Here is a 21,010-nt window from a genome sequence, read left to right on the forward strand (position 1 = left end):
CCTCAAGGAGCGTAGAAACTCCTCTAGTAGCGGCACCCACCTCCGTCAAACTGGTGGGTTTTTTGTGCCTGCTTGCAGGCGCAAGCCGACGCGATGCCTGCGTCGGGAGGGCGGCTAATACAACACTCCTTCGGGAGGAATACGCCCGCCGACTACTAGCGGTTTCTAACCTCCCGACATCCCGTCGCCGGCCGGCGACGGTGCCTGTTCTTCGAAGGAGGCGTTGTTATGGCAGATGTATCGATAGTGCAGATTGGTAGGCGTCGTCGCCCCATGGCGCTGGCGGAGGTGAGGCAATGAGCCGGACGCCACCTTCAACCACTAAACGGTCCAAACCAAATGCCAAGCGGGCAGCTACGCCGGTAAAGGACGCGCAGCCCATGCGGCTGGTGCCCTCGCCCACGTTCTATTTGGACAACCTCGCCGTCGACCGACGTCCCCCCGCCCTGAGTAGCGGCCGCGTTTAGAGTCCGGGGTTGATGATATCGGTGTTTGCCAGATGTTGGGCATAAGCGGACGGCGTCATGCCGCCAATTGCGTTCTTGGGTCGGTCCTCGTTGTATTCGCGTCGCCAGCGTTCGATCTCATTGCGTGCATGCAGCAGCGTTGGGAACCAGTGTTCGTTGAGGCATTCGTCGCGCAGCCGGCCGTTGAACGATTCGACGTAGGCGTTCTGGTTTGGTTTGCCCGGCTGGATGAGCCGTAGCTGCACACCCCGGTCATGCGCCCAGGCAACCATCGCTTTGCCGCAAAACTCCTTGCCGTTGTCGGTGCGGATCACCTGCGGCAGGCCGCGACTGTGTGCCAACCGATCCAGCACGCGCGCAACGCCGTGCCCGGAGATCGCGCGTTCCACCTCGATGGCGACCGCTTCGTGCGTTGCGTCGTCCACGATCACCAGACACTTGATCACTCGGCCGTCGGCGGAGCGGTCGAACACGAAGTCCATCGACCACACCTGGTTGGCCTGCGCTGGCCGCAGCAGCGGCTGACGCTCGCCAACCGGTACCTTCTTGCGCTTGCGGTGCCGCACTTGTAGCTGCTGCTCGCGATACAACCGCTCCACGCGCTTGTAGTTCACCAGGCGTCCTTCCTGTCGCAGCTTGAGATAGATCATCCCCACGCCGTAGCGGCGATGGCGATGCGCCAACGCAAGAATGCGCTCGCGCAGTTCGCCATTGCGGTCTTGGCGTGGGCAATAGCGCAGCGCGCTGGCGCTCATGCCAATCGCCGCCAAGGCACGACGCTCGCTAGCACCACGCCCGATCCACTCGCGCACCAGCGCACGACGCGCCGGTGCGCTCACCACTTTTTTCGCAACGCATCCTTGATCAGGTCATTCTCGAACAACTGCTCGGCCAGCAACCTCTTTAGCCGCGCGTTCTCGGCCTCAAGGTCCTTGAGCCGCTTGGCGTCGGGCACGCTCATGCCGCCGAACTTGCTGCGCCACAGATAGTACGAGGCCTCACTGAAGCCATGCCGCCGGCATAAGTCCTTGATCGCTATGCCCGCTTCGGCTTCGCGCAGGAAGCCGATGATCTGCTCTTCGGAAAAACGCTTCTTCACGTCCAATCTCCTTGGGGTAGGGAATTGGACTCCAAACTGAGGTGCTACTCAAAATTGGGGGGACGTCGGACCGTCGCCACAGGCCTCACGTGGACGATCTACCGCCACGGCCACCGCGCAGGGCACGCGCGCCCACGCGCTGCACGGAGGGCTATGCTTTCTACGATGCAGCGCCGGGCCGGCCACACAGCCAGCGGATTCCCCAGCGTGCGCTTGCGCGGGCTTTGGCTGGAACAGTTTGGGTTTGCGGTGGGCAGCAAGCTGCAGATCACTGCGCGCGCGGGCGAACTGGTGGTGACGGTGGTGGAGCGCTGAGAGGTGCTTTAGGTGCGATTATTGTTTGGAGGCGCTGCCTTGGGGTGCAACGGGTAAGGCTGTCACGCCCGGGTGCGCTCCTAAGGAAGTGCGCGGGTGTTTAGCGATGAAACGCCAGTGTCGCGATCACGCCCCGTTCCTGCCCCGGCCTGACGCTCACGCGCCAGCCGTACAGATCGCAAAGCCGACTCACGATCGACAGACCAATGCCGCCGCCTTGCGAGTGACCTGCATGAGTGCCGCGGTAGCCACGTTGGAACAGCTTGGCGGCGTCTTCTTCGCTCAGGCCGGGGCCGGAATCGATCACTTCCACTGCATCGCCCAGCACGCGTACGCGCACTTGGCCGTCCTGGGTGTACTTGACCGCATTGCCGATCAGGTTGCCAAGCGCGACTGAGAGCGCGGATTCCGGGGCGTCGATGACGAGATCGCGTACGCCCTCCAGTAGCAATTCCAGTGGTTTGCCGCCGAGCTGTGCACGGTGCGAGTCGATGAGTTGTTCGGCCACCTTAGCCACATTGCTGCTGCCCTGGCCGCGCTCGTTGCGGGAAAGCAGCAGCAATGAGCCGATCAAGTCGCTGCATTGCTGCTCGGCACGCTGGATGCGTTGCAGCCGCTGCAACACCTTTTCGTCCAGGTTGGGTTTGGTGAGCAGCAGCTCGGTGGCACCGCGGATCACCGCCAGCGGGGTGCGTAGTTCGTGGCTGACGTCGGCGTTGAATTCGCGGTCGCGCTGCACCACTTCGGTCAGACGCGCCGAGTAGTCGTCCAGCGCTTCGGCCAGCTGGCCGACTTCGTCGTCCGGGAAATGCGCCGCCAGTGGCTTGGGTTGGCTGGTGCCGCCGCGATAAGCGCGCAGGCGTGCAGCCAGATCGGAAACGGGGCGCATCACCTTGGACGCAGACCACCAGCCGATCAGCAGCGAAAACCCGCTGAACACCAATACCGACAAGACCAGGGTGCGCTTGAGCTGGATTTCGCCCTTCAGCGCCTGGGTCATGTCGTAGGCGAGGAAGAACCATTCGCTAGGTGTCTTGCGCACCGCAAGCTTGTACGAATAAGTATTGCCGCTTTCGTCCACGCCGGTGATGGTGTGGATGCCGTCGGGCAGCTGATACCACTCCGGTTGTTCGCGGCGTAGCGCTTCGAACTTGTCGCTTTTGACCACGCGCCCGCGCATCTGCTGTAACGGCAGATCGGGGTTACGCATCGGATCGGAATAGAAGCGCTGCGCGAAGGCGTCGATATTGCGGTTCATCACGTCTTCGACCAACTGGTTTTCCACGCGTGAACGTGCCCAGTTGGTGGCAAAGGCGAACAAGGTCGTCAGGCAGAAACCCAACAACACGAACGACAAGATGATGCGGCTGCGCAGGCGCCGCCGATAGCGGCCGCGCGTGCGCGCCGGCCGCGCCTCGCTAGTGCTTTCAGGCATCGGGCGAAGCGATGCGATAGCCGATACCGTGGCGGGTCTGGATCATCGGCACATCGAACGGCTTGTCGACCACGGCACGCAGGCCGTGGATATGCACGCGCAGCGAATCCGAATCGGGCAGCTCTTCGCCCCACACGCGGGTTTCCAACTCCTGGCGCGTGACCACCGCTGGCGACGCTTCCATCAGTGCCTGCAGGATCTTCAATGCAGTCGGGTTGAGCTGCAGCAGCTTGCCGCGACGGCGCACTTCCAGCGTATCCAGGTTGTATTCCAGATCGCCGGTTTCCAGCACGCGCGTGTGCACGCCCTTGCCGCGACGCGATAACGCGTTGAGGCGCACTTCCACTTCCTGCAGCGCGAACGGCTTGATCAGATAGTCGTCTGCACCGGAGTCGAAGCCGGCCAGCTTGTTGTCCAGCGAGTCGCGCGCGGTGAGCATCAGCACCGGGGTCTGCTTGCGCGCTTCGTTGCGCAGCTTGCGGCAGACCTCGATACCGTCCATGCCGGGCAGGTTGAGATCGAGCACGATGGCGTCGAACTCGTGCACCACGGCGAGATGTAGGCCCGTCACACCATCGGCGGCGAAGTCCACCGTGTGGCCACGGTCTTCGAGGTAATCGCCAAGGTTTGCGGCGATATCGCTGTTGTCTTCAATTACTAGAATTCGCACTGGAACCTCATTCGTTAAGCTGTTTTTAGCGCTGGCGCCGAGAAATTTCGTTTCGACTCAAAATGGTCTGATGGCGCCGCTAGGCAGCCGTCATGTCCTGCTTCGTAGTCATCTGCAAACCGAGTACACGCTTGCGCCAGCAAATACGCCGGCTATCTTCGCGTGCCTTGGTCAAAGCTCGGGTGACGAGCTCCTGATCGTTGCGGACGGCTGCCAGTTGCTCTAGCGGCGGCACGTGGATGTCTGCCCGCGTCTCGAGTGCTGCTTCGATCCGCTCAAGCACCGCGCCCACCTTAGCGCGCTCATCCTGACTGATCTCGGAGTACTTCTCGCCTTCAGCAAGATCGGTACGGACCTGCGCTGCCTGCGGCTTAAACGGCTTGTCCAACTCGAGCACGCCCGCCCAGGCAGGACTACTCACCAACCCCGTTGCGAGCAGCAACCCCGCAACACTCCACAGCTTTGCCATGCGACGCCTCCCTGTGCCTGACCGATTTAACATCTGGCGAATGTAGACGCGAACCCCAACAGCGGCAAGCCGTCCATAAAAAGGCCCAAGTGCGACACCGCACTTGGGCCAAAGTTCATCCCGATCACCGTCACTGCCGAGAGCGGAGCTACGGTCGGGAGAGGCTAGCGAGGCGACAATTAAATTTTAGTTAATTTTTTGGTAAAAATGTTAGCCAGCCCATCGGCGGACCGACTGCTCCAGGTGCTGGACGATCGCCCCGGCCACGTCCACGCCGCACACGCCCTCCACGCCCTCCAGACCAGGGGTGGAGTTGACCTCCAACACCAGCGGGCCGCGTTTGGATCGGATCAGGTCCACCCCCGCCACCGCCAGGCCCAGCGCGTGTGCCGAACGCACCGCCACCTCTCGCTCCAGCTCGGTGGCCTCGGCCACGGCCGCAGTGCCGCCCAGGTGCAGATTGGAACGGAAATCGCCTTCGGCCGCCTGACGGCGCATCGCCGCGACCACCGTATCGCCGACCACGAAGCAGCGCAGGTCGGCGCCCTCGGCCTCGCCGATGAATTCCTGCACGATGAAATTGGCGTACAACCCGCGCAGTGCTTCGACCACGCCGCGCGAGGCGCTGGCCTTTTCGGTCAGGATCACCCCGGCGCCTTGCGCACCTTCGTTCAACTTCACCACATGCGGCGGCGGGCCGAGCATGGACAGCAGGTCCTGGGTGTCGTCGGGGTTATCGCCAAACACGGTGACCGGCATATCGATGCCCTGCGCGGCCAGCAGCTGATGCGCACGTAATTTGTCGCGCGCGCGCAGGATGGCGTCTGACGGATTAGGCGTGTAGGTGCCCATGAATTCGAGCTGGCGCAGCACGGCGGTGCCGTAGCGCGTGACCGAGGCACCGATGCGCGGAATCACCGCGTCGAAGCCGGTGATCGGCTTGCCCTTGTAGTGCAGGCTGAAGCCATCGGCGGCGATGCGCATGTAGCAACGCAACGGGTCGAGGATGCGCACCGTGTGGCCGCGCTTGCGTCCGGCTTCGATCAGCCGCCGGGTCGAATACAGCTTGCTGTTGCGGGAAAGGATGGCGATTTTCATCGCGGCAGGCACACGACGCGGCTTGGACATGGGCAGAGTCTGATGACGAAGTGACCCAAGTCCGTACAGTGCAGGCCGATTGCGCGTTCGCGGCAAGCCCGCGTTGTACGCTGCGATCAGGCCGACTGCGACGGCCCCGAGGATGAAGGAGCGAAGTACCGCGCGACAAGTCCAACAACGCTGTGGCTGCACGGGCTCAACCGGATCGATGCTAGCAGGGCGTTGGCGCGTCGCTCAAGCAATGCACGCGTGGTTGCACAAAGCACTTCGCGCGGACCTCACCCAGATCGCAACCAGTCGGTAGCCTTGCCCCATTGCTCGCGCATGGCCGCAGCCTGGCTCGCCGGCGCGTCGTGCAGTGGCGCGCAAAGTAAACGATCCCGCCGGCCGCCCTCACGCCGCACCCTTGTTGCCGTAACGCGTTTTGCACAGCTATAGACGCAATGCTTGAGGCCCCTCAATGCCGGCGTGCCGGCGCATCCGAGACTCTCCATGCGACGTCCAGCAAGCGCGGCCTATGCCAACCCCTCCCGCATCCGTCAGGGGCGCCCATTCCCACGCGGTGCCGTTTTCGACGGCAAGGGCACCAATTTCGCGCTGTTTTCCGCGCATGCCACGCGTGTGGAGCTGTGCCTGTTCGACGAACAGGGCAACGAAACCCGCGTCGATCTTCCGGAGTACACCAATGAAATCTGGCATGGGTATCTGCCCGATGCCAAGCCGGGCCAGCGCTATGGCTATCGCGTCCACGGCCCCTATGCGCCGACTGAAGGCCATCGTTTCAATCACAACAAGCTGCTGCTGGATCCGTATGCGCGCGAACTGGAAGGCGACCTGATCTGGTCCGACGAGCTCTACGGCTACACCGTGGGCCACCCCGATGGCGACTTGAGCTTCGACGAGCGCGACAGCGCACCCTTCATGCCCAAGTGCGTGGTGGTCGAGGACACCTACGACTGGGGAGACGACACGCGCCTGCTCAAGCCGTGGAATGAGACGGTCATCTACGAAACACATGTACGCGGCTACACGATGCGCAATCCGCAGGTACCCGAGGCGGTACGCGGCACCTTCGCTGGCCTGGCCCAGCCGCAGGTACTCCACTACATCAAGGACCTGGGCATCACCGCGGTGGAGTTGTTGCCGGTACACGCCTACCTGGACGACCAGCACCTGCTCGACAAGGGGCTGCGCAATTACTGGGGCTACAACACTATTGGCTTCTTCGCGCTGAAGTCGCGTTACCTGGCCAGCGGTCATCGCGATGAGTTCCGCGACATGGTCAAGGCCATGCACAAGCAGGGTCTGGAGGTGATTCTGGACGTGGTTTACAACCACACCGCCGAAGGCAGCGAGCTGGGGCCGACGCTGTCGTTCAAGGGCATCGACAACGCCAGTTACTACCGTTTGGCCGAAGACAAGCGCTATTACATCAACGACACCGGCACCGGCAATACGCTGAATCTGAGCAATTCGCGGGTGATCCAGTTCGTCAATGATTCGCTGCGTTACTGGGCCGGCGAAATGCACGTAGATGGCTTCCGTTTCGACCTGGCCACGATTCTGGGCCGCGAGCCAAGCGGCTTCGATCAGCGCGGCGGCTTCCTGGATGCCTGCAATCAAGACCCGCTGCTGTCGGAGGTCAAGCTGATTGCCGAGCCGTGGGACTGCGGCCCGGGTGGCTATCAGGTTGGCCACTTTCCGCCGGGCTGGTCGGAGTGGAATGACAAGTTCCGCGACAATGCACGCGAATTCTGGAAAGGCAAAGACGGCAAGCTGGCGGAATTTGCGACCCGCTTTACCGGCTCGGCCGATCTGTTCGATCGTCGCGGCCGTCGCCCGTGGGCGTCGGTGAATTTCATCACCGCGCACGACGGCTTTACCCTGCGTGATCTGGTCAGCTACAACGAAAAGCACAACATCGATAACGGCGAAGACAACCGCGATGGTTCGTCGAACGATGGGTCCTGCAATTACGGCGAGGAAGGCGATACCGACAATGCCGAGGTGCTGCAGATTCGCGAGCGGCAGATGAAGAACCTGTTGGCGACGTTGCTGCTCTCGCAGGGTACGCCGATGATGCTCAGCGGCGACGAACGTGCGCAGACCCAGGGCGGCAACAACAACACATATTGCCAGGACAACGAGATCACCTGGCTGGATTGGGAAAACGATCCGACCGACGGCCGCCTGACCGACTTCGTCAAGGCGCTGACCAAGTTGCGCAAGCGCTACCCGATCCTGTCGCGCGGTCGCTTTCTCAACGGTCAGTACAACGAAGAAGCCGGCTTGCGCGACCTCACCTGGCTAAACCCGGGTGGCATCGAGATGGACGATGCGCATTGGACCGATGCCGGCGCACGCTCGGTTGGTCTGTTGCTCGAAGGCAAGGCGCAGACCTCCGGCGTCAAGGAACTGGCCAACGACGACACCTTGCTGATCGTCATCAATGCGTATCACGAGGGCGTGACCTTTACCCTGCCCTCCTCGGATGAACCGGTGCATTGGAAGCTGGTGCTTTCGACCGACGAAGCGCTGGAAGTGGACATGATGCCGGCCGGCGCCAGCGAGTTCCTGGCCCCGCCGCGTAGCGTGTCGGTTTTCGAGTGCAAGAGCGATCAATAAGATTTTCTAAGCAACACGCAAACGATGAACGACGCTTGCTGCCTGCCGGTATTTGGTGGGCAGCAAGCGTTTTTGTTTAGGCCGTTGGAATACAGACCACCTTGCGTGCGCTACGCAATGACACCTATGGCACCACCCAAGAAAGAGTGGCGCTAGGTTTACGCTGGACCAAGTTTATCGTTTGCTGCTCGGATGCGGCACTAGAAGTGAGGGACATCCACGCCTCGACATTTCATTGAAAAAACAACAAATGCCTTTACCATAGGCGCCGATAAAGTCAACCACTTGAAAATTCCGCATTGAATGCGAAGTCTGAAAACAGCTAGCCTGCAACAATCGATAGCGCTGTAAACGGAAAAAATCCAGCACCTGCCACCAGACGGCCTGCTGTCAACGAAATTTAAAACGTGCAACCGCACACAACATCTATCGACGATTGGTTATGCGCATGTCGATGCAACAAAAGCCCAAGAAGGCACTAGTGCGTCAAACATTCGCCAATACATCGAAGCGCAAAGCAAGGCAAGGCATTGCCGGATTACTACGCCTTCAAAAAAATGATCGAACGACTCAACCCGGATACAGCGGAAAGCGCTTGTCCGGATGATTGGCTTTCCATTCCTTGTAAGAGCTGGTGCCTTCCCAGGCCTTGAACGCCTTCGGCGTACGGCCACGGCCCGACCAGGTCTCGCCAGAATGCGGAATCCAGTATTTGGCGACGACTTCGCCGGTGGAAGACAACGGCCCTTTGGTCTTGCCGGTCATCGCCAGCGAAGCGATCTGGGATTTCTGCTTGGCATTGAAACGATTGCCGAACTGGGTAAGCACCTCGATCACTTGGTCGAAGGCTTCCAGCGTCTGGGCGTATTTCAGCTGCGCTTCTTCTTGCTCAAGCTTGCGCAACTCTTCCAGCAATTGGGCCCGAGCGGCGGCGGCGGGTGAAACGGGCGGATCCTGGCGCATTGGCGAAACATAGGGTTTGGGCGGGTCAGCGAGTATTGCCGCTGCGCCGCTCAGCGTAAAGCGCCTGGGGCCATACGGGTCTGCTGGCGCTCAGCGATGGCGCAACAGCGCGTGCTCGCGTGCCATGGTCAGGACCGGGCCGATCCGCCCGGCGCGGATCAGTTCGCTGCAGTGCTTGCCGACAAATTTCACTCGCGGCGCGCGAAACCACTGCACCACCCGCTCCAGCTCGCCGGCATTGATGGACCAAGCGTGGTAGACCGCCTCGCCCAGTTCCTCCACCCCGATCAGCCCGAGTTCGTGGATCTGCTCGGGATCGGAGCGAACATGTCCAGCACTTTGCCGGCATTGTCCGGCGTGACACACCAGATGCTTATCTGCTTGGCGAGCCCGGCGCTGTAGGCGATCGACGCCGCCCACGCAGACTTAACACGGCGCATGCCCTTGATCAGCGCGCCGACGAGTTTGGAATGGATGATCATGCCGGCACTATGCGGCGGCGCTAGAGCCGGCTCAATCGGGATCTCCCTGATGCTACGCAAGGAAATTCAGAAGCTTGGAGTCTCGGCAGGATATGGGACGTCGCAGCACCGTCAACGCCGCGCCGGCCTCCACCCGGCAGCAGTGGCTTCGCTCACCGAACAAAAGAAGCGCTCGCCCTTCTGTAGGGAGACGTGCGTCTTTGCGTAGTCGCGCTGGCCCGGCACGTGGAAGATCTTGTTGCCGTTGCTGGAAATATTGCCCTTGATCCTGCAATGGCTCGGTGGCGCCGGAACCGTTTGGCGTGCCGTTGCTGCGCGCGCTTTCTTGTAATGGCGATAGTCTGCCGGCATCTGAAACGCGCCTTGCCAGAGGTTGCGCCGCTGTTGCTGCGCGATGCGCTCGTCTGCACTGAACGCGGTGGCGTATTGACGATAAGCAACCGCCCAGCCTGATCGCACCATCCAGGCATTGATGGACTGTCCCTGCACGAAGCATTCGGCCACGGTGCGGCCATAACGATCGGTGTCTTTGCGCTGGCAGCGCACCGTTTTATCCAATAGATAGCCGTCCAACGCCGCTGCAGCGCGGCGGCCGCACGGCCAGGCGCTGCCATCGTGGGCGATGCACTGTTGCGCGCTCTCCGGCGCATCGATTCCCCACAGGCGGATGCGCTGTTGCGCAACGGTGATGGTGTCACCATCGGTCACCATCGCACGACCGACCAGTTCCGCAGCACCCGCAGGTAAAGCCACAACCACCAGCACCACCATCCACCGTTTCAACAACCTCAACAGCAACTTCCTTTCTAAATCAGCAGACCGCGCTCCGCGTGTCTTGCCTTGTTGCCACTGCAGCCGGTCGGCCTGGTCAAGCGTTCCATCGAACCTGACATCTGCGTCGGCAACCAATGCAAACGCAGGGGCCGGCACTGTATGCCAATCCACCGGCGATGCCTATCCTTTTCGCCTCGCTCTTTGTGCATGCTTCAGCCTCTTGCATGCGCAAACAGAGGCAAGCGGCGCGTTGGATGGCGTGCAGGCAGAAAACGCAGAAACGTGCAGAGAACACGTACTGACTGACGGATTCTGGCTAGCTGCAGCTCGGCTCTATGCGCAGTCGCGGATCAATCAATTTTCCAGATCGCGATAGCAGCTGACGCGGAGGATCAACGCGAAAGCGGAAAGGCGTTAAGGATGGTCTGATCAACGCGACCGGAAAACGAAGCAACCGCATCCGCCGCGCTGAGGGCGCTCAAATCGCCGATTTTTTGCCGGTTTCGGCACGTTTGCGGGGTGTTGCCTGGATTACAGGCACAGCTTCCCCGCAGCAGGCATTAACGCTTTGCGCGTCAGCCACAGATTCGATAGTGCAAACAGCGTCAGCACCTGTGCGGTGTTCTTCGCCAAACCGCGATAGCGCACCTTGACGTAACCAAACTGACGCTTGATCACCCGAAACGGGTGTTCCACCTTCGCACGCAGGCTGGCTTTGGTGTGCTCCCAGCGCTTGGCCAACTTCAGTTCGCGCTTATTCTTGATCTGCTTCAGCTTCGAGGGCTTCTCCGCGATCAGGTAGCGCAGCGTGCGCTTGCCCTTCATCTCATCGCGCTTGTCCAGCCCGGTGTAGCCGCTGTCGCCGCTCACAGTGTCTTCCTTGCCGTGCAGCAGCTTGTGCGCCTGCGTGATGTCCGCTGCGTTGGCCGCCGTGCATTCCACGTGGTGCACCAGGCCCGACTCATCGTCCACCCCGATGTGCGCCTTCATCCCGAAGAAGTACTGGTTGCCCTTCTTGGTCTGGTGCATGTCCGGATCGCGCTCGCCATCCTTGTTCTTGGTCGAACTTGGCGCCGCAATGATCGTGGCATCCACGATCGTCCCGCCCCGCAGACTCTGCCCTTTACGCGACAGGTGCGCGTTGACCCGGTTGAACAGCTTGCGCGCCAAATCATGCCGCTCCAGCAAATGCCGGAAGTTGAGAATCGTCGTTTCATCCGGCACCTCATCCAGCCCGCCGATCTTCGCAAAACGGCGCATCGACACCGTGTCGTACAGTGCTTCTTCCGCCGATGGATCGCTCAGTGCGTACCACTGCTGCAAAAAGTGGATGCGCAGCATCGTCTCCAGCCGATACGGCTGTCGCCCCGGCTGCCCCGACTTCGGGTAGTGCGGTTCGATCAGTGCCAGCAGATCCTTCCACGGCACGACCTGGTCCATCTCGGCCAAGAACACCTCACGCCGCGTCCGCTTGCGCTTGCCGTTGTACTCCGCATCGCCGAAGGTCAGTTGCATCGTCGTTGTCCCGTTGCGTCTGTGTGATTGTCGCAGGATCAAGGGGAGTTGTTCAGAGTTTCCTTAATGCCAATCCAACAGGTCAACCTGAATCCAGAGAATGATGCAAACCTCCATATAATCCGATCATAAACCGCAGGTCACCCCTGAGATTTTTTTATTTGCGATTATCTGCTCTCGCTAATGGAGAGCCTTATGAAATGTGATCTTTTTGACGAGCGCATGCAGTTGATCGATGGCGCCTTATCAGTCCTATCTACTCAGCGTGACATCGTGCGGGCAGGGCTCCGAGAGCTTGGAATATCGGGCGACTGGTCGTCGAGCACTGGAGCGATAACGGCTTACGGACACGAGACTGACCAGGTAGCCGTTTGGTCTTTGATAGTTCAGCCGAAGGCCTCTGCAAACCGCATGCAAGCCTGGCTTGACTCACGACCGGGCTAGACGGATCTGAAGGAATCGAAAAGAGCGAGCGCCAGCAATTGCCGAGCACGCCGAAACGCTCAAACCTGATGGCGCATGAAGCGGGCGATGGGAAGCCCAAGGCAAGGTGCATTTCGGCGCGACCGGGACATCGCCTCATGCGCGATCTCCCAGACGCTCGCTGTGGGCGGGCTTGCTCACCTTGGCGGTCATCTCGTGCATCGCCGTTCTGTGCCGTGCGATCTCCTGGGTCAGTTTTGCCTGCCTCGCCGGGTCGGGCTGAGGTTTGTGCCGCTCCTTGTCCAGGCGTGTCTGCGCCAACTGCATCCGCTTGTACGACAGATGCGTTTGCGCCTTGGCGTTGAAGCTCTCGGCCGTGTGGAACTGCACTTCAAACGTATAGCCCTCGGCATCGGTGAAGCTGGCATTGATGCCCCGGTAGGTGCCGTCTCCTGAGGTAAAGTAATTCTTCAGCTTCACGCACGTCATCCCTTGTAGACGCAGTGCGTCCTGGGCCGCCAGCACCTTGGCCACAAAACCCTCGGACGGCAACTCAAGCGCATAGCGCAGCGCATCGCCCACGCTCTGCGTGGCCTGTTCTGCGCTCATGCCGGCGCGCAGATGGCGCCGGATCTTGTCCTTGATCGAGGCGACCGATTTCTGGAACGGGGCCTGTTGCACCTGCTCGATCCGGCCCTGCTTGGCGTCGTAGCGCACGTTGCCCCAGAGCCGCGCGCCCAAGCCTGCGGCCAGCGTGTTGAGCACCGGCGTCAGCGACGCTTGCTTGCCTGCAGCGGCGTTGAAGATGCTGTGTGCCTGCGATGCGTCCGCATTGACCGGGGTCTGTTCGGAGGCGAGCGCCGGCGGTGTGCTTGCCAACGCCGGCACGGTCTCTTCCTGCCAGTCGTCGATCTCCTCGCACCCTGGCGGCGAGGCCACACGCTTGAAGGCCTCCAGCGCAGGCGCCTGCAGCTTGCGCTGCTCGGCCCGCGAGGCGCCGCCAAGCGCCAGCGCATGGGTGTGCTTGTACAGATCGTGGAAGCGCTCCTTGAGCGCGAAGGTCTCCGGCGTATGGAACTGGATCTCCCACAGCGCACCGTCAGGGCTGCGCAGCGTGACATTGATGGCCTTGAAGGAGGGCGGGTAGTCGATGAATTGATTGGTCAGCCTGACCCGTGCATGGCCCTGATCGTCCAGTGCGGCGAGCACGGCGCGCAGGCCGGCGGTAAAGTCCCGCGGTTCCAGCACCATGCTGTAGCGCAGCGCATCGTTGACGTTGGCTGCCGCTTCTTCCAACGTCTGCTTCTTCAATGCCATCCGCTGCTTGAGCTTTTCCTGCAACGAGCTGTAGGACTTCAGTTGATGCTGTGTGCCGGCCAGCTGCCCGCCATGACGCGCGGCAATGCGCTGCAGCATGTCGGTGACCTGCGGCTCCATCTGGCGAGCGCGCCGCAGCAAGGCCTGCGCCTCCACCGCAATGTCCTGCGGCTGCACGGCGCGCAGCCGCTCGGCCGGCGGCGGCGGCCGGGCGATCCAGCCGGCCTGCTGAAGCGCCTCAAGCGCGTCTTCCATGACGCCAGCGGCCATCGACGGCATGCGCTGCAGCAGCAGCTTGGTCTGTTCGGGATCGAAGCGCCCGTCCTGCATGGCCCGGGCGGTCGCCCTGCTGTAGGGCACGCTGCGGACCCGCTCGGCAAAGGCCCGCTCGGACCGTTCGCAGGCCTCCACGATCTTGGCGAACAGCGCCGTGCCGGTGTCGGACTTCAGCGCATCGGTGCCGACCTTGATCGCGTTGGTGAACAGGTTGCGCATGGTCAGTTCCGGCTGGCCGGGGATGAGCCCGGGTTGCCCGTTCGGGAACTGCGCATGCGACAGCCGGCACACCGGGTAGTTGTCCAGGATGGCGTGGATGCGGGCGTCGACGCCGGACGCAGCCTCGTAGGCCTTGGCCAGGCCGGGAAACGCCTCAGCCAGGGCCTCGGGCAACGCCGGCGCGGCGCTGTCGGCGGCCGGGTCCGCCTCAAGCGCAAGCAGCTGCGCGTGCAGCAACGTGGCCGCTTGTCGCGCCTCGGGCAGGTGGGCGCGTTCGATCGCCTCGCGCGCCTGCACGCGCAGCGTGGCCAACACCTGGGGATCGCGGACCTGCTCGTCGAGCAGTTCGCGCAAACCGTTGCGCAACCCGCGCTCGATGCCATCGTAGGTGCCGAACATCATGTCGCGCGCCATCGCTTCGCGCAGGTCGTCCGGCTGCCCCATGAAACGCGACGCCAGCGTGGCCGCCGCCGAGGTGATGCGCTGACCGCGCTTGAGGGACATGATCTCCGACAGCCGCCCGGGCTGGTAGTGGCCGCTGACCGGGTCGATGGCCGGCGTGGCCGTCTTCGGCGGCTTGAAGGACTTTCGCCGACCGAGCCCGGCCTTGCGATCCATCACCCGCGAAATCAGTGCGGCCAGCTTGGGGTAGCCTGCGTAGACAAACGCATCGTCGCCGTCGGTGTCCATGTCGCGTTTGCGCAGCTCGTCAATCGGCAGTGCGCCCAGGCGCCCAGGCTCCACGATGTCCTTGAGCCGCAGGCTGCCGGTACTGAGGATCTCGCGCGGCAAGGCACCGCGGTCACGGCCGTTTGTCCAGCACGACAGCGTCTTCAGATCTTCCTTGGAGCAGGCAAGGTCGGTGTCGCTGAACCCGGCCGGCCACTGCTGCTCGGGCACCACCACCAGCATGCCCTTGCTGTGCAGCATCTGCGGATCGGCGCCGGAACGATCATCAAAACCGGTGTAGCTGTACTGGATGCCGAAGCACTGGGAGAGGAACGCGGCGGTGGCATCGCCCTTGGCCACGGTAGCGATGCGCTGCTCCGGCACAGGCAGCAGATTCTCCTTGTCGTAGGGGGGCTTGCCGAGCAGCAACGGGCCGCCGGCGGCGTCGAAGGCCTGGCTGCGCTGCTGCGGCAGATGCACCTTGTCGTCGGCCGAAGGCACCGCCCGCACCCGCTGCCCCCGGTAGCCGCCGCCGATGAGCGGCCTGTACAGCCACAGCGGGTCATCGCTTGTCGGCTCCAGGGTCTGCAGCCGGTCCTGCATCGCCGCGTGCGCCTCTTCCAGCGCTGCATCATCGCGCGGGTAATGCTGCAGCGCCTGCGGTGGCATCACCGAAGGCCCCTTGTCCTTGGCCACCAGCTCGCGCTGCTCCTCGGTGGCCTGGTTCGCCTGCACCGCGTGCCAGGCCTCGTAATGCTTGCGGAAGGCCGGAATGGCCAAGGCCACCTCCAGTTTCAGGAAGCCGCAGCCATCGTTGGGGCACAACGCCAGGGCAGTGCCATCCACGGCCAACGGCTTGAACGGATGCGCAGGGCCCTCGACGTCATCGAACACGCCCAGGCGCAGCGTGCCTTCCACGACATGGTCACTGGGCACCATCTCCAGCAGCGAGCGCTGCATGCGCGACCAGTCCTCGCGTTGCGGAGCGAGCTTGGCCGCCAGCTGCATCAGGCTGCTGCCCGGGGCGGTGTCGGCATAGCGGAATGCCGGCAACAGCGACGCCGACTCCTTGCGTTGGGACACCACCAGGCTGTGGCTACCGGATTTGCTGCGCGCCGCGCGGCTGCCGCCGAACATGTCAAAGCGCCAGGGCTCGCCGTTGTAGTTGAACGTGCGCGCCAGCATGAAGGTCGATAGCTCACCAGGCAGTTGCACTTCCACCAGCGGCAGCCCAGTCAGGCGCGCAAACAGCGAGTACGGCTTGTCCGATTCGGAACGGTTGGTCGACAGCTCCTTGCCCACCAGATCGACCACCACATGGGTCGTGCTGCCGTGGCCGGGCGCCGGCGCCACCAGCCGGCCGGGAACCGAGGACATGCTCAAGCGCCCACGGTCCAGGTCAAAGCGGGTCGGTGGATGGGCCTGGGTAATCGTCGGCGCTTCCTTGGCCATGCGCAGGTCCAGGGCGTCGAACACCTGCTCGCCGGCCTCGATCTGCGCGATCAGGTTCCAGCTCATCTCGCCCAGGTCCGCCTCGATCGCCTCGCGCGTGCGCTCCAGCGTCTGGTCCACCCACTTCACCAGTTCGTCGCGGCGCTGGCGCAGTTGCTTGCGCGACCCCTCAAGATGGCGCGCTTTCCATTGCCGGCTCACCACCGCGTAGGCCTTGAGCACCTGGTAGAAGGTCAGCGCCGGGCAGCGTGTTGCATGCTGTTCGATGCCGGCCGACGCGCGTGCGCCGTCCCCGCCCAGGTACAGGTCGATCTTGCGCGCGACGATGGGCTGCAACGTATTGAACACGCGCAATGCCTGGACCCCATGGCGGGGCCTGAGCTCCGGGCTGCGGATAAACGGCACCAGTCCCATGCAGAGGCTGCCGATCCCCTCAAGGCTGGTCTGGCGTAATCCATCGTCCCCGATCAGGGCCGACACCCGCTCTAGCGCCGGCTGTCCCAGCGGACGCATCTGGGGTTGCAGCCGCGCCGATGCAAGGGCCTTGAAGAGCACACCGATATCGGCGGCCGAAGCTGACGCAAACCGCTCGCGGTGCAGGTCCAGGTGCCCGGCCATCGCCTGCAGCTTGGCGACACCCAGGGTCCGGAACTGCCCATCCTCCTCTTCGTCCTCTTCGTCCAGGTGCAACAGCCGAGACATCGCGTTGGCCACCATCGCGATCCCACGCATCTGGAACTGCCGCCAGGGTAGCTCGGCCGAGCCTGCACGCTCGGCGAGCAGCACAAATGCCGATTGGCACACCGGCCTGGCGAGGCATTTGCTCAGCGCGTTGAGCGCGATGGCCACGCCTTGCGCGTCCAGGGCCTTGCGCAAGCCGGGCGCGTCGGCCAGCGTCGCAGCCAACAGGTCGATGACTGTCTCGCAGGCCTGCGTGCCGGGCCATTTGCTGAGGGCGTTGAGCGCTTGGGTCACGTTGATAGGGTCGAAGGCATGACGCAAGCCGGCATCGTTGGTCAGCCGCTCGGCCAGCGCGCTGGCGGCGGCCGCGCAGACCGGGGTGTCGGGCCATTTGCTCAGGGCGTTGAGTGCGTTGCCAAGGCCCTGCGCTTCCAGATCCCTGCGCAACCCGGGATCGTTGGCTAGCCGCTCTGCCAACGCGCTGGCGGCGACCGCACAAACAGGCATATCGGGCCACTTGCTCAGGGCGTTAAGCGCAGTAACCACGCCTTGAGGGTCGAGGTCCTTACGCAACTGGGGATCGTCGGCCAGCCGCTTGGCCAGCGCACTGACGACGGCTGCACAGATCTGGCTGTTGGGCCATTTGCTCAGCGCGTTGAGCGTATTGGCCACGCCTTGCGTGTCCAGGTCCTTGCGCAACTCAGGTTCGTCGGCCAGGCGCTCAGCCAACGTGCCGACGGCGGCCGCACAGAGCTTGTTGTCGGGCCATTTGCACAGCGCGTTGAGCGCTTGGGTCAAGTGGACAGGGTCGAGGGTCTTGCACAGCTGGGGATCGTCGGCCAGGCGCCCGGCCAGCTTGCTGGCGGCGGCCGCACAGATATCCATGCGGGGCCACTTGCTCACGGCGTTGAGCGCGGTGGCCACGCCCTGCGGTTCCAGGGCCTTGAGTAACCGGGGGTCGTCTGCCAGCCGTGCGGCAAGCGCGCTGACAGCGGCGGCACAGACCCTGCTGGCAGGCCATTTACTTAGGGCATTGAGCGCATTGGCCACACCTTGCAGATCCAGGGCCTCAACTAATGCAGGCTCCTCGACCAGCCGTGCTGCCAGCGCGCTTGCAGCGGCCGCACAGACCGCGTCGTCGGGCCATTTGCTCAGGGCGTTGAGCGCGGTGGACACTTGCTGCGCGTCGAAGGCCTTGCGCAACCTGGGATCGGCGGCCACCCGTGCGGCCAGTGCGCTGGCAGCGGCCGCACAGACCGGCGTGCCGGGCCATTTGCTCAGGGCATTGAGCGCATTGGCCACGTCCAATGGATTGAGATCCTTGCGTAACCCGGGATCGGCGGCCAGCCGCTCGGCCAGCGCACCGGCGGCGGCGGCACAGACCGGGGTGTCAGGCCATTTGCTCAAGGCATTCAACGCGTTGGCCACGTCCAGTGCATTGAAGGCCTTGCGTAACTGGCGATCGCCGACCAGGCGCCCTGCCAACATGCGGGCAGCTTCCGCACAGACCTCGGTGCCCGGCCATTTACTCAAGGCGTTCAAGACGTTGGTCACGTCGACCGGGCCAAATTCCTTGCGCAGGTCGGGCTCGTCGACCAGCCGCTCGGCCAGCGCGTTGGCGGCCTCAGCACAAACCGCCGTTTCCGGCCATTTGCTCAACGCGTTGAGCGCGATGACCACACCCTGCCGGTCCAGGTCCTTGGGCAACTGGGGCTCGTCGGCCAGCCGCCTGGCCAGCGCGCTGGCAGCAACCGCACAGACCTGCTTGTCAGGCCATTTGCTCAAGGCCTTGAGCGTGGTGACAACCTGGTGTGCGTCGAGCGCCTTGCGCAACTGGGGCTCGTCGACCACCCGCTCGGCGAGCGCGCTGGCGGCCTCTCCGCAGATCGGCGTGTCGGGCCACTTGCTCAGCGAATGGAGCGTGATGACCACTTCCTGCGGCTTGAGGGCCTTGCGCAACCTCCTCTCGTGGGCCAGCCGCGCGGCCAGCGCACTGGCGGCCTGCCCGCAGATCGGTGTATCGGGCCATTTGCTCAGCGCGTCCAGCGCTTGGGTCACGTTGATCGGGTCCAGGGCCTTGCACAGCTCGGGATCGTGGGCCAGCCGCCCGGCCAGCGTGCTGGCGGCCTGCGCACAGCTCGGTATATCCGGCCATTTGCCCAGCGCGTTGAGCGCGTTGGCCACACCTTGCGGGTCCAGACCCTCGCGCAGTTGGAGATCGTCGACCACGCGCTCGGCCAGCGCACTGGCGGCGGCGGCACAGACCGGGGTGTCGGGCCATTTGCTCAGCGCGTTGAGCACGTTGGACACGCCCTGCGGGTCCAGGTCCTTGCGCAGCTCGGGGTCGTCGGCGACCCGCTCGGCCAGCGCACTGACGGCAGCCGCACAGACCTGGCTGTCGGGCCATTTACTCAGGGCGTTGAGCGCGTTGGACAGGCCTCGCGCATTCAGGGCCCGGCACAACACGGGGTCGTCGGCCAACCGCTCGGCCAGCGCGATGGCGGCGGCTGCACACACCGGTATATCGGCCCATTTGCTCAGCGCGTTGAGCGCTTGACTCACGTTGATGGGGTCCAGGGCCTTGCGCAAGCCGGGATCGTCCACCAACCGTTCGGCCAGCGCACTGGCGGCCGCCGCACAGACCGGGGTGTCGGCCCATTTGCTCAGGGCGTTGAGCGCGTTTCCCAGTTCTTGCGGTTTCAGTTCCTTGCGCAATCTGGACTCGTCGGCCAACCGCTCGGCGAGCGCGCTGACGGCATTCCCGCAGTCCGGCGTGTCGGGCCATTTGCACAGGGCGTTGAGCGCGGTCGCCACGCTCTGGGCATCCATGGCGCAACGCAGGCGATAGTCGCTGGCGACAAGCGCGGCAAACCGGTGCGCCGTCGCTTGGCAGTCCGTGTTATCGGACCACTTGCTGAAGGCATTGAGTGCCAGGCTGATGTTCTGCGCACTCAGAGTCTGTCTAGCGTGGTCGTCACGCCGCAGATGACGTGCCAGACGCGCCACCGCGCGCTCACACCGGCCGCTGTCGAGATTCTTCGAGAAGGCATTCAGAAGCAGAACCGACGGGTAGCCTCCCAGCCCCACCAGATCGTCGACCTGCGTGAGCTCTCCGGCGATCCACGCGATTGCCTCCATGCATGCGGGCAGGTTCGGGTGCTTGCTCAGCTTGTTGCCGACATGCGCCAGCTGCGCCAGCGATGCCCCTTCGAACCATCCGGTCTCGGAGAGGTACTGCGCCGCGAGCTCGGTGCAACGATCAAGATCGCGGGGCGTCACCCCTGCCCTGGCGCGCCGTGCAGTGGCAATCAACTGAAGATATTTGTCCAGCCGCTGCGCATTGACTTGCGCGTTGACACTCTCTTCCAGGAAGGGCAGCGCCATTCCGCCACGCATGCGATGCGCCAGCTCGTTGTCATATGCCATCGACACGCACCGGCCCGCATTGTGGTTGCGAGCCATTCCGTGGGGCTCGCTCAACTGTCGCTGCTGTTGCTGTCGCTGCGCCTGTAGCCGTTTTTTTGCCGACGGGTCCAGCTGATGTTTGGCCCTACGCAGGTCCTCGGTCGTCAGCCCATGCCATGGAATGGCCGCTTTGACTGCCGAGATGGCGCCTGCTCTTCACGCGGTCGCTTTCTGGCGGACCATTCGGACGGTTGTTCGCGCGGCCGAAATGCCCTTGCCTCCACACCATAATGCTGCGACGACTGTTGTGGCCGATGATGCGCTGGCGACGCGTCGACATCAGCAGTCACCTTGTCCGGGTATCGCTCGGTTTTGATGCGCGCGTTTTTGACGGCAGCGGGCTGCCACGGCCGAAAGCGCCTGTCCCATGCGCCTTCGCTGGCATCGATTTCCTCTTTCTTTAAGGCGCTTGCCGTAAAGGGCTGCCTGTCGCGCGTCGAGGCCCTTGGGTCATCCGACTCCATCCTCTGCCGTTTTCTAGGCGGCCGTCCAAGCGGTTGATGCGCGCCGCTGCTGCTGGCTGCTGCCTCATCCTCCGTTAGCCTGGGCTTGTCCTCATGAGCGTAAGGCGGATTTTTGCGGGACGCGTTTGAATT

The 21,010-nt window shown here is 63.2% G+C and carries 10 protein-coding genes and 3 pseudogenes; 3 read left to right on the plus strand and 10 right to left on the minus strand.

Translation table 11 applies throughout. The features are described 5' to 3' along the window. Positions 1-296: 296 nt before the first annotated feature. A pseudogene (locus KWO_RS23600) lies at positions 297-437 on the plus strand (SymE family type I addiction module toxin); the annotation flags it as partial. Between the two features lie 26 nt (positions 438-463). Here the strand turns inward: KWO_RS23600 and KWO_RS16625 are convergent. Beyond that, positions 464-1,566, minus strand: a protein-coding gene (locus KWO_RS16625; RefSeq protein ID WP_100243780.1) for an IS3 family transposase whose coding sequence is annotated in 2 segments (ribosomal slippage) — positions 464-1,308 and positions 1,308-1,566 — 1,104 coding nt in all. Because the reading frame shifts where the segments join, the coding sequence is not laid out codon by codon here. 23 nt (positions 1,567-1,589) lie between these two features. Between KWO_RS16625 and KWO_RS23410 the strand changes: the two are divergent. Then, positions 1,590-1,881 (plus strand): annotated as a pseudogene (locus KWO_RS23410) (SymE family type I addiction module toxin). Between the two features lie 100 nt (positions 1,882-1,981). On the opposite strand, the gene KWO_RS16635 reads toward KWO_RS23410, so the two are convergent. The 4 genes from KWO_RS16635 to rimK form a co-directional block, all read right to left on the minus strand. After that, the gene (locus KWO_RS16635) at positions 1,982-3,316 is read right to left on the minus strand and encodes a sensor histidine kinase (RefSeq protein ID WP_010363803.1); all 1,335 of its coding nucleotides are present in this window, start codon (positions 3,314-3,316) and stop codon (positions 1,982-1,984) included. Continuing rightward, positions 3,309-3,986: a response regulator transcription factor gene (locus tag KWO_RS16640; protein ID WP_003490678.1), complete on the minus strand. Its 678-nt coding sequence runs from the start codon at positions 3,984-3,986 to the stop codon at positions 3,309-3,311. Before KWO_RS16640 ends, KWO_RS16635 begins: the two co-directional genes overlap by 8 nt. 79 nt (positions 3,987-4,065) lie before the next feature. Beyond that, complete coding sequence (locus KWO_RS16645; RefSeq protein WP_173399561.1) at positions 4,066-4,488, minus strand: hypothetical protein; 423 nt, start codon at positions 4,486-4,488, stop codon at positions 4,066-4,068. A 177-nt stretch (positions 4,489-4,665) separates the two neighbouring features. Then, positions 4,666-5,553 (minus strand): 30S ribosomal protein S6--L-glutamate ligase, encoded by an 888-nt coding sequence (rimK, locus tag KWO_RS16650; RefSeq protein ID WP_026112187.1) that lies wholly within the window; start codon positions 5,551-5,553, stop codon positions 4,666-4,668. 492 nt (positions 5,554-6,045) lie between these two features. Here rimK and glgX point away from each other — a divergent pair, with 492 nt between their 5' ends. Beyond that, on the plus strand, positions 6,046-8,178 hold the full coding sequence (gene glgX / locus KWO_RS16655) for a glycogen debranching protein GlgX (RefSeq protein WP_010375008.1): 2,133 nt from the start codon (positions 6,046-6,048) through the stop codon (positions 8,176-8,178). Positions 8,179-8,748: 570 nt separating this feature from the next. Here glgX and KWO_RS16660 read toward each other — a convergent pair. From KWO_RS16660 to xopAD, 5 genes and pseudogenes are all read right to left on the minus strand, one after another. After that, on the minus strand, positions 8,749-9,141 hold the full coding sequence (locus tag KWO_RS16660) for an H-NS histone family protein (protein ID WP_010363844.1): 393 nt from the start codon (positions 9,139-9,141) through the stop codon (positions 8,749-8,751). Positions 9,142-9,231: 90 nt separating this feature from the next. After that, positions 9,232-9,623 (minus strand): annotated as a pseudogene (locus tag KWO_RS16665) (hypothetical protein). A 111-nt stretch (positions 9,624-9,734) separates the two neighbouring features. Beyond that, entirely contained in the window at positions 9,735-10,394 is a 660-nt protein-coding gene (locus KWO_RS16670) for a thermonuclease family protein (protein ID WP_010375012.1), read from the minus strand. 534 nt (positions 10,395-10,928) lie between these two features. Next, positions 10,929-11,912, minus strand: coding sequence for an IS5 family transposase (locus tag KWO_RS16675; protein WP_017113471.1), 984 nt, complete (start codon positions 11,910-11,912; stop codon positions 10,929-10,931). Between the two features lie 579 nt (positions 11,913-12,491). Next, complete coding sequence (gene xopAD / locus KWO_RS16685) at positions 12,492-20,537, minus strand: XopAD/skwp family type III secretion system effector (protein WP_159102193.1); 8,046 nt, start codon at positions 20,535-20,537, stop codon at positions 12,492-12,494. Positions 20,538-21,010: the final 473 nt, after the last annotated feature.

It is taken from the genome of Xanthomonas vasicola pv. musacearum NCPPB 4379, from assembly GCF_000277895.2.
Taxonomy (GTDB): domain Bacteria; phylum Pseudomonadota; class Gammaproteobacteria; order Xanthomonadales; family Xanthomonadaceae; genus Xanthomonas; species Xanthomonas vasicola.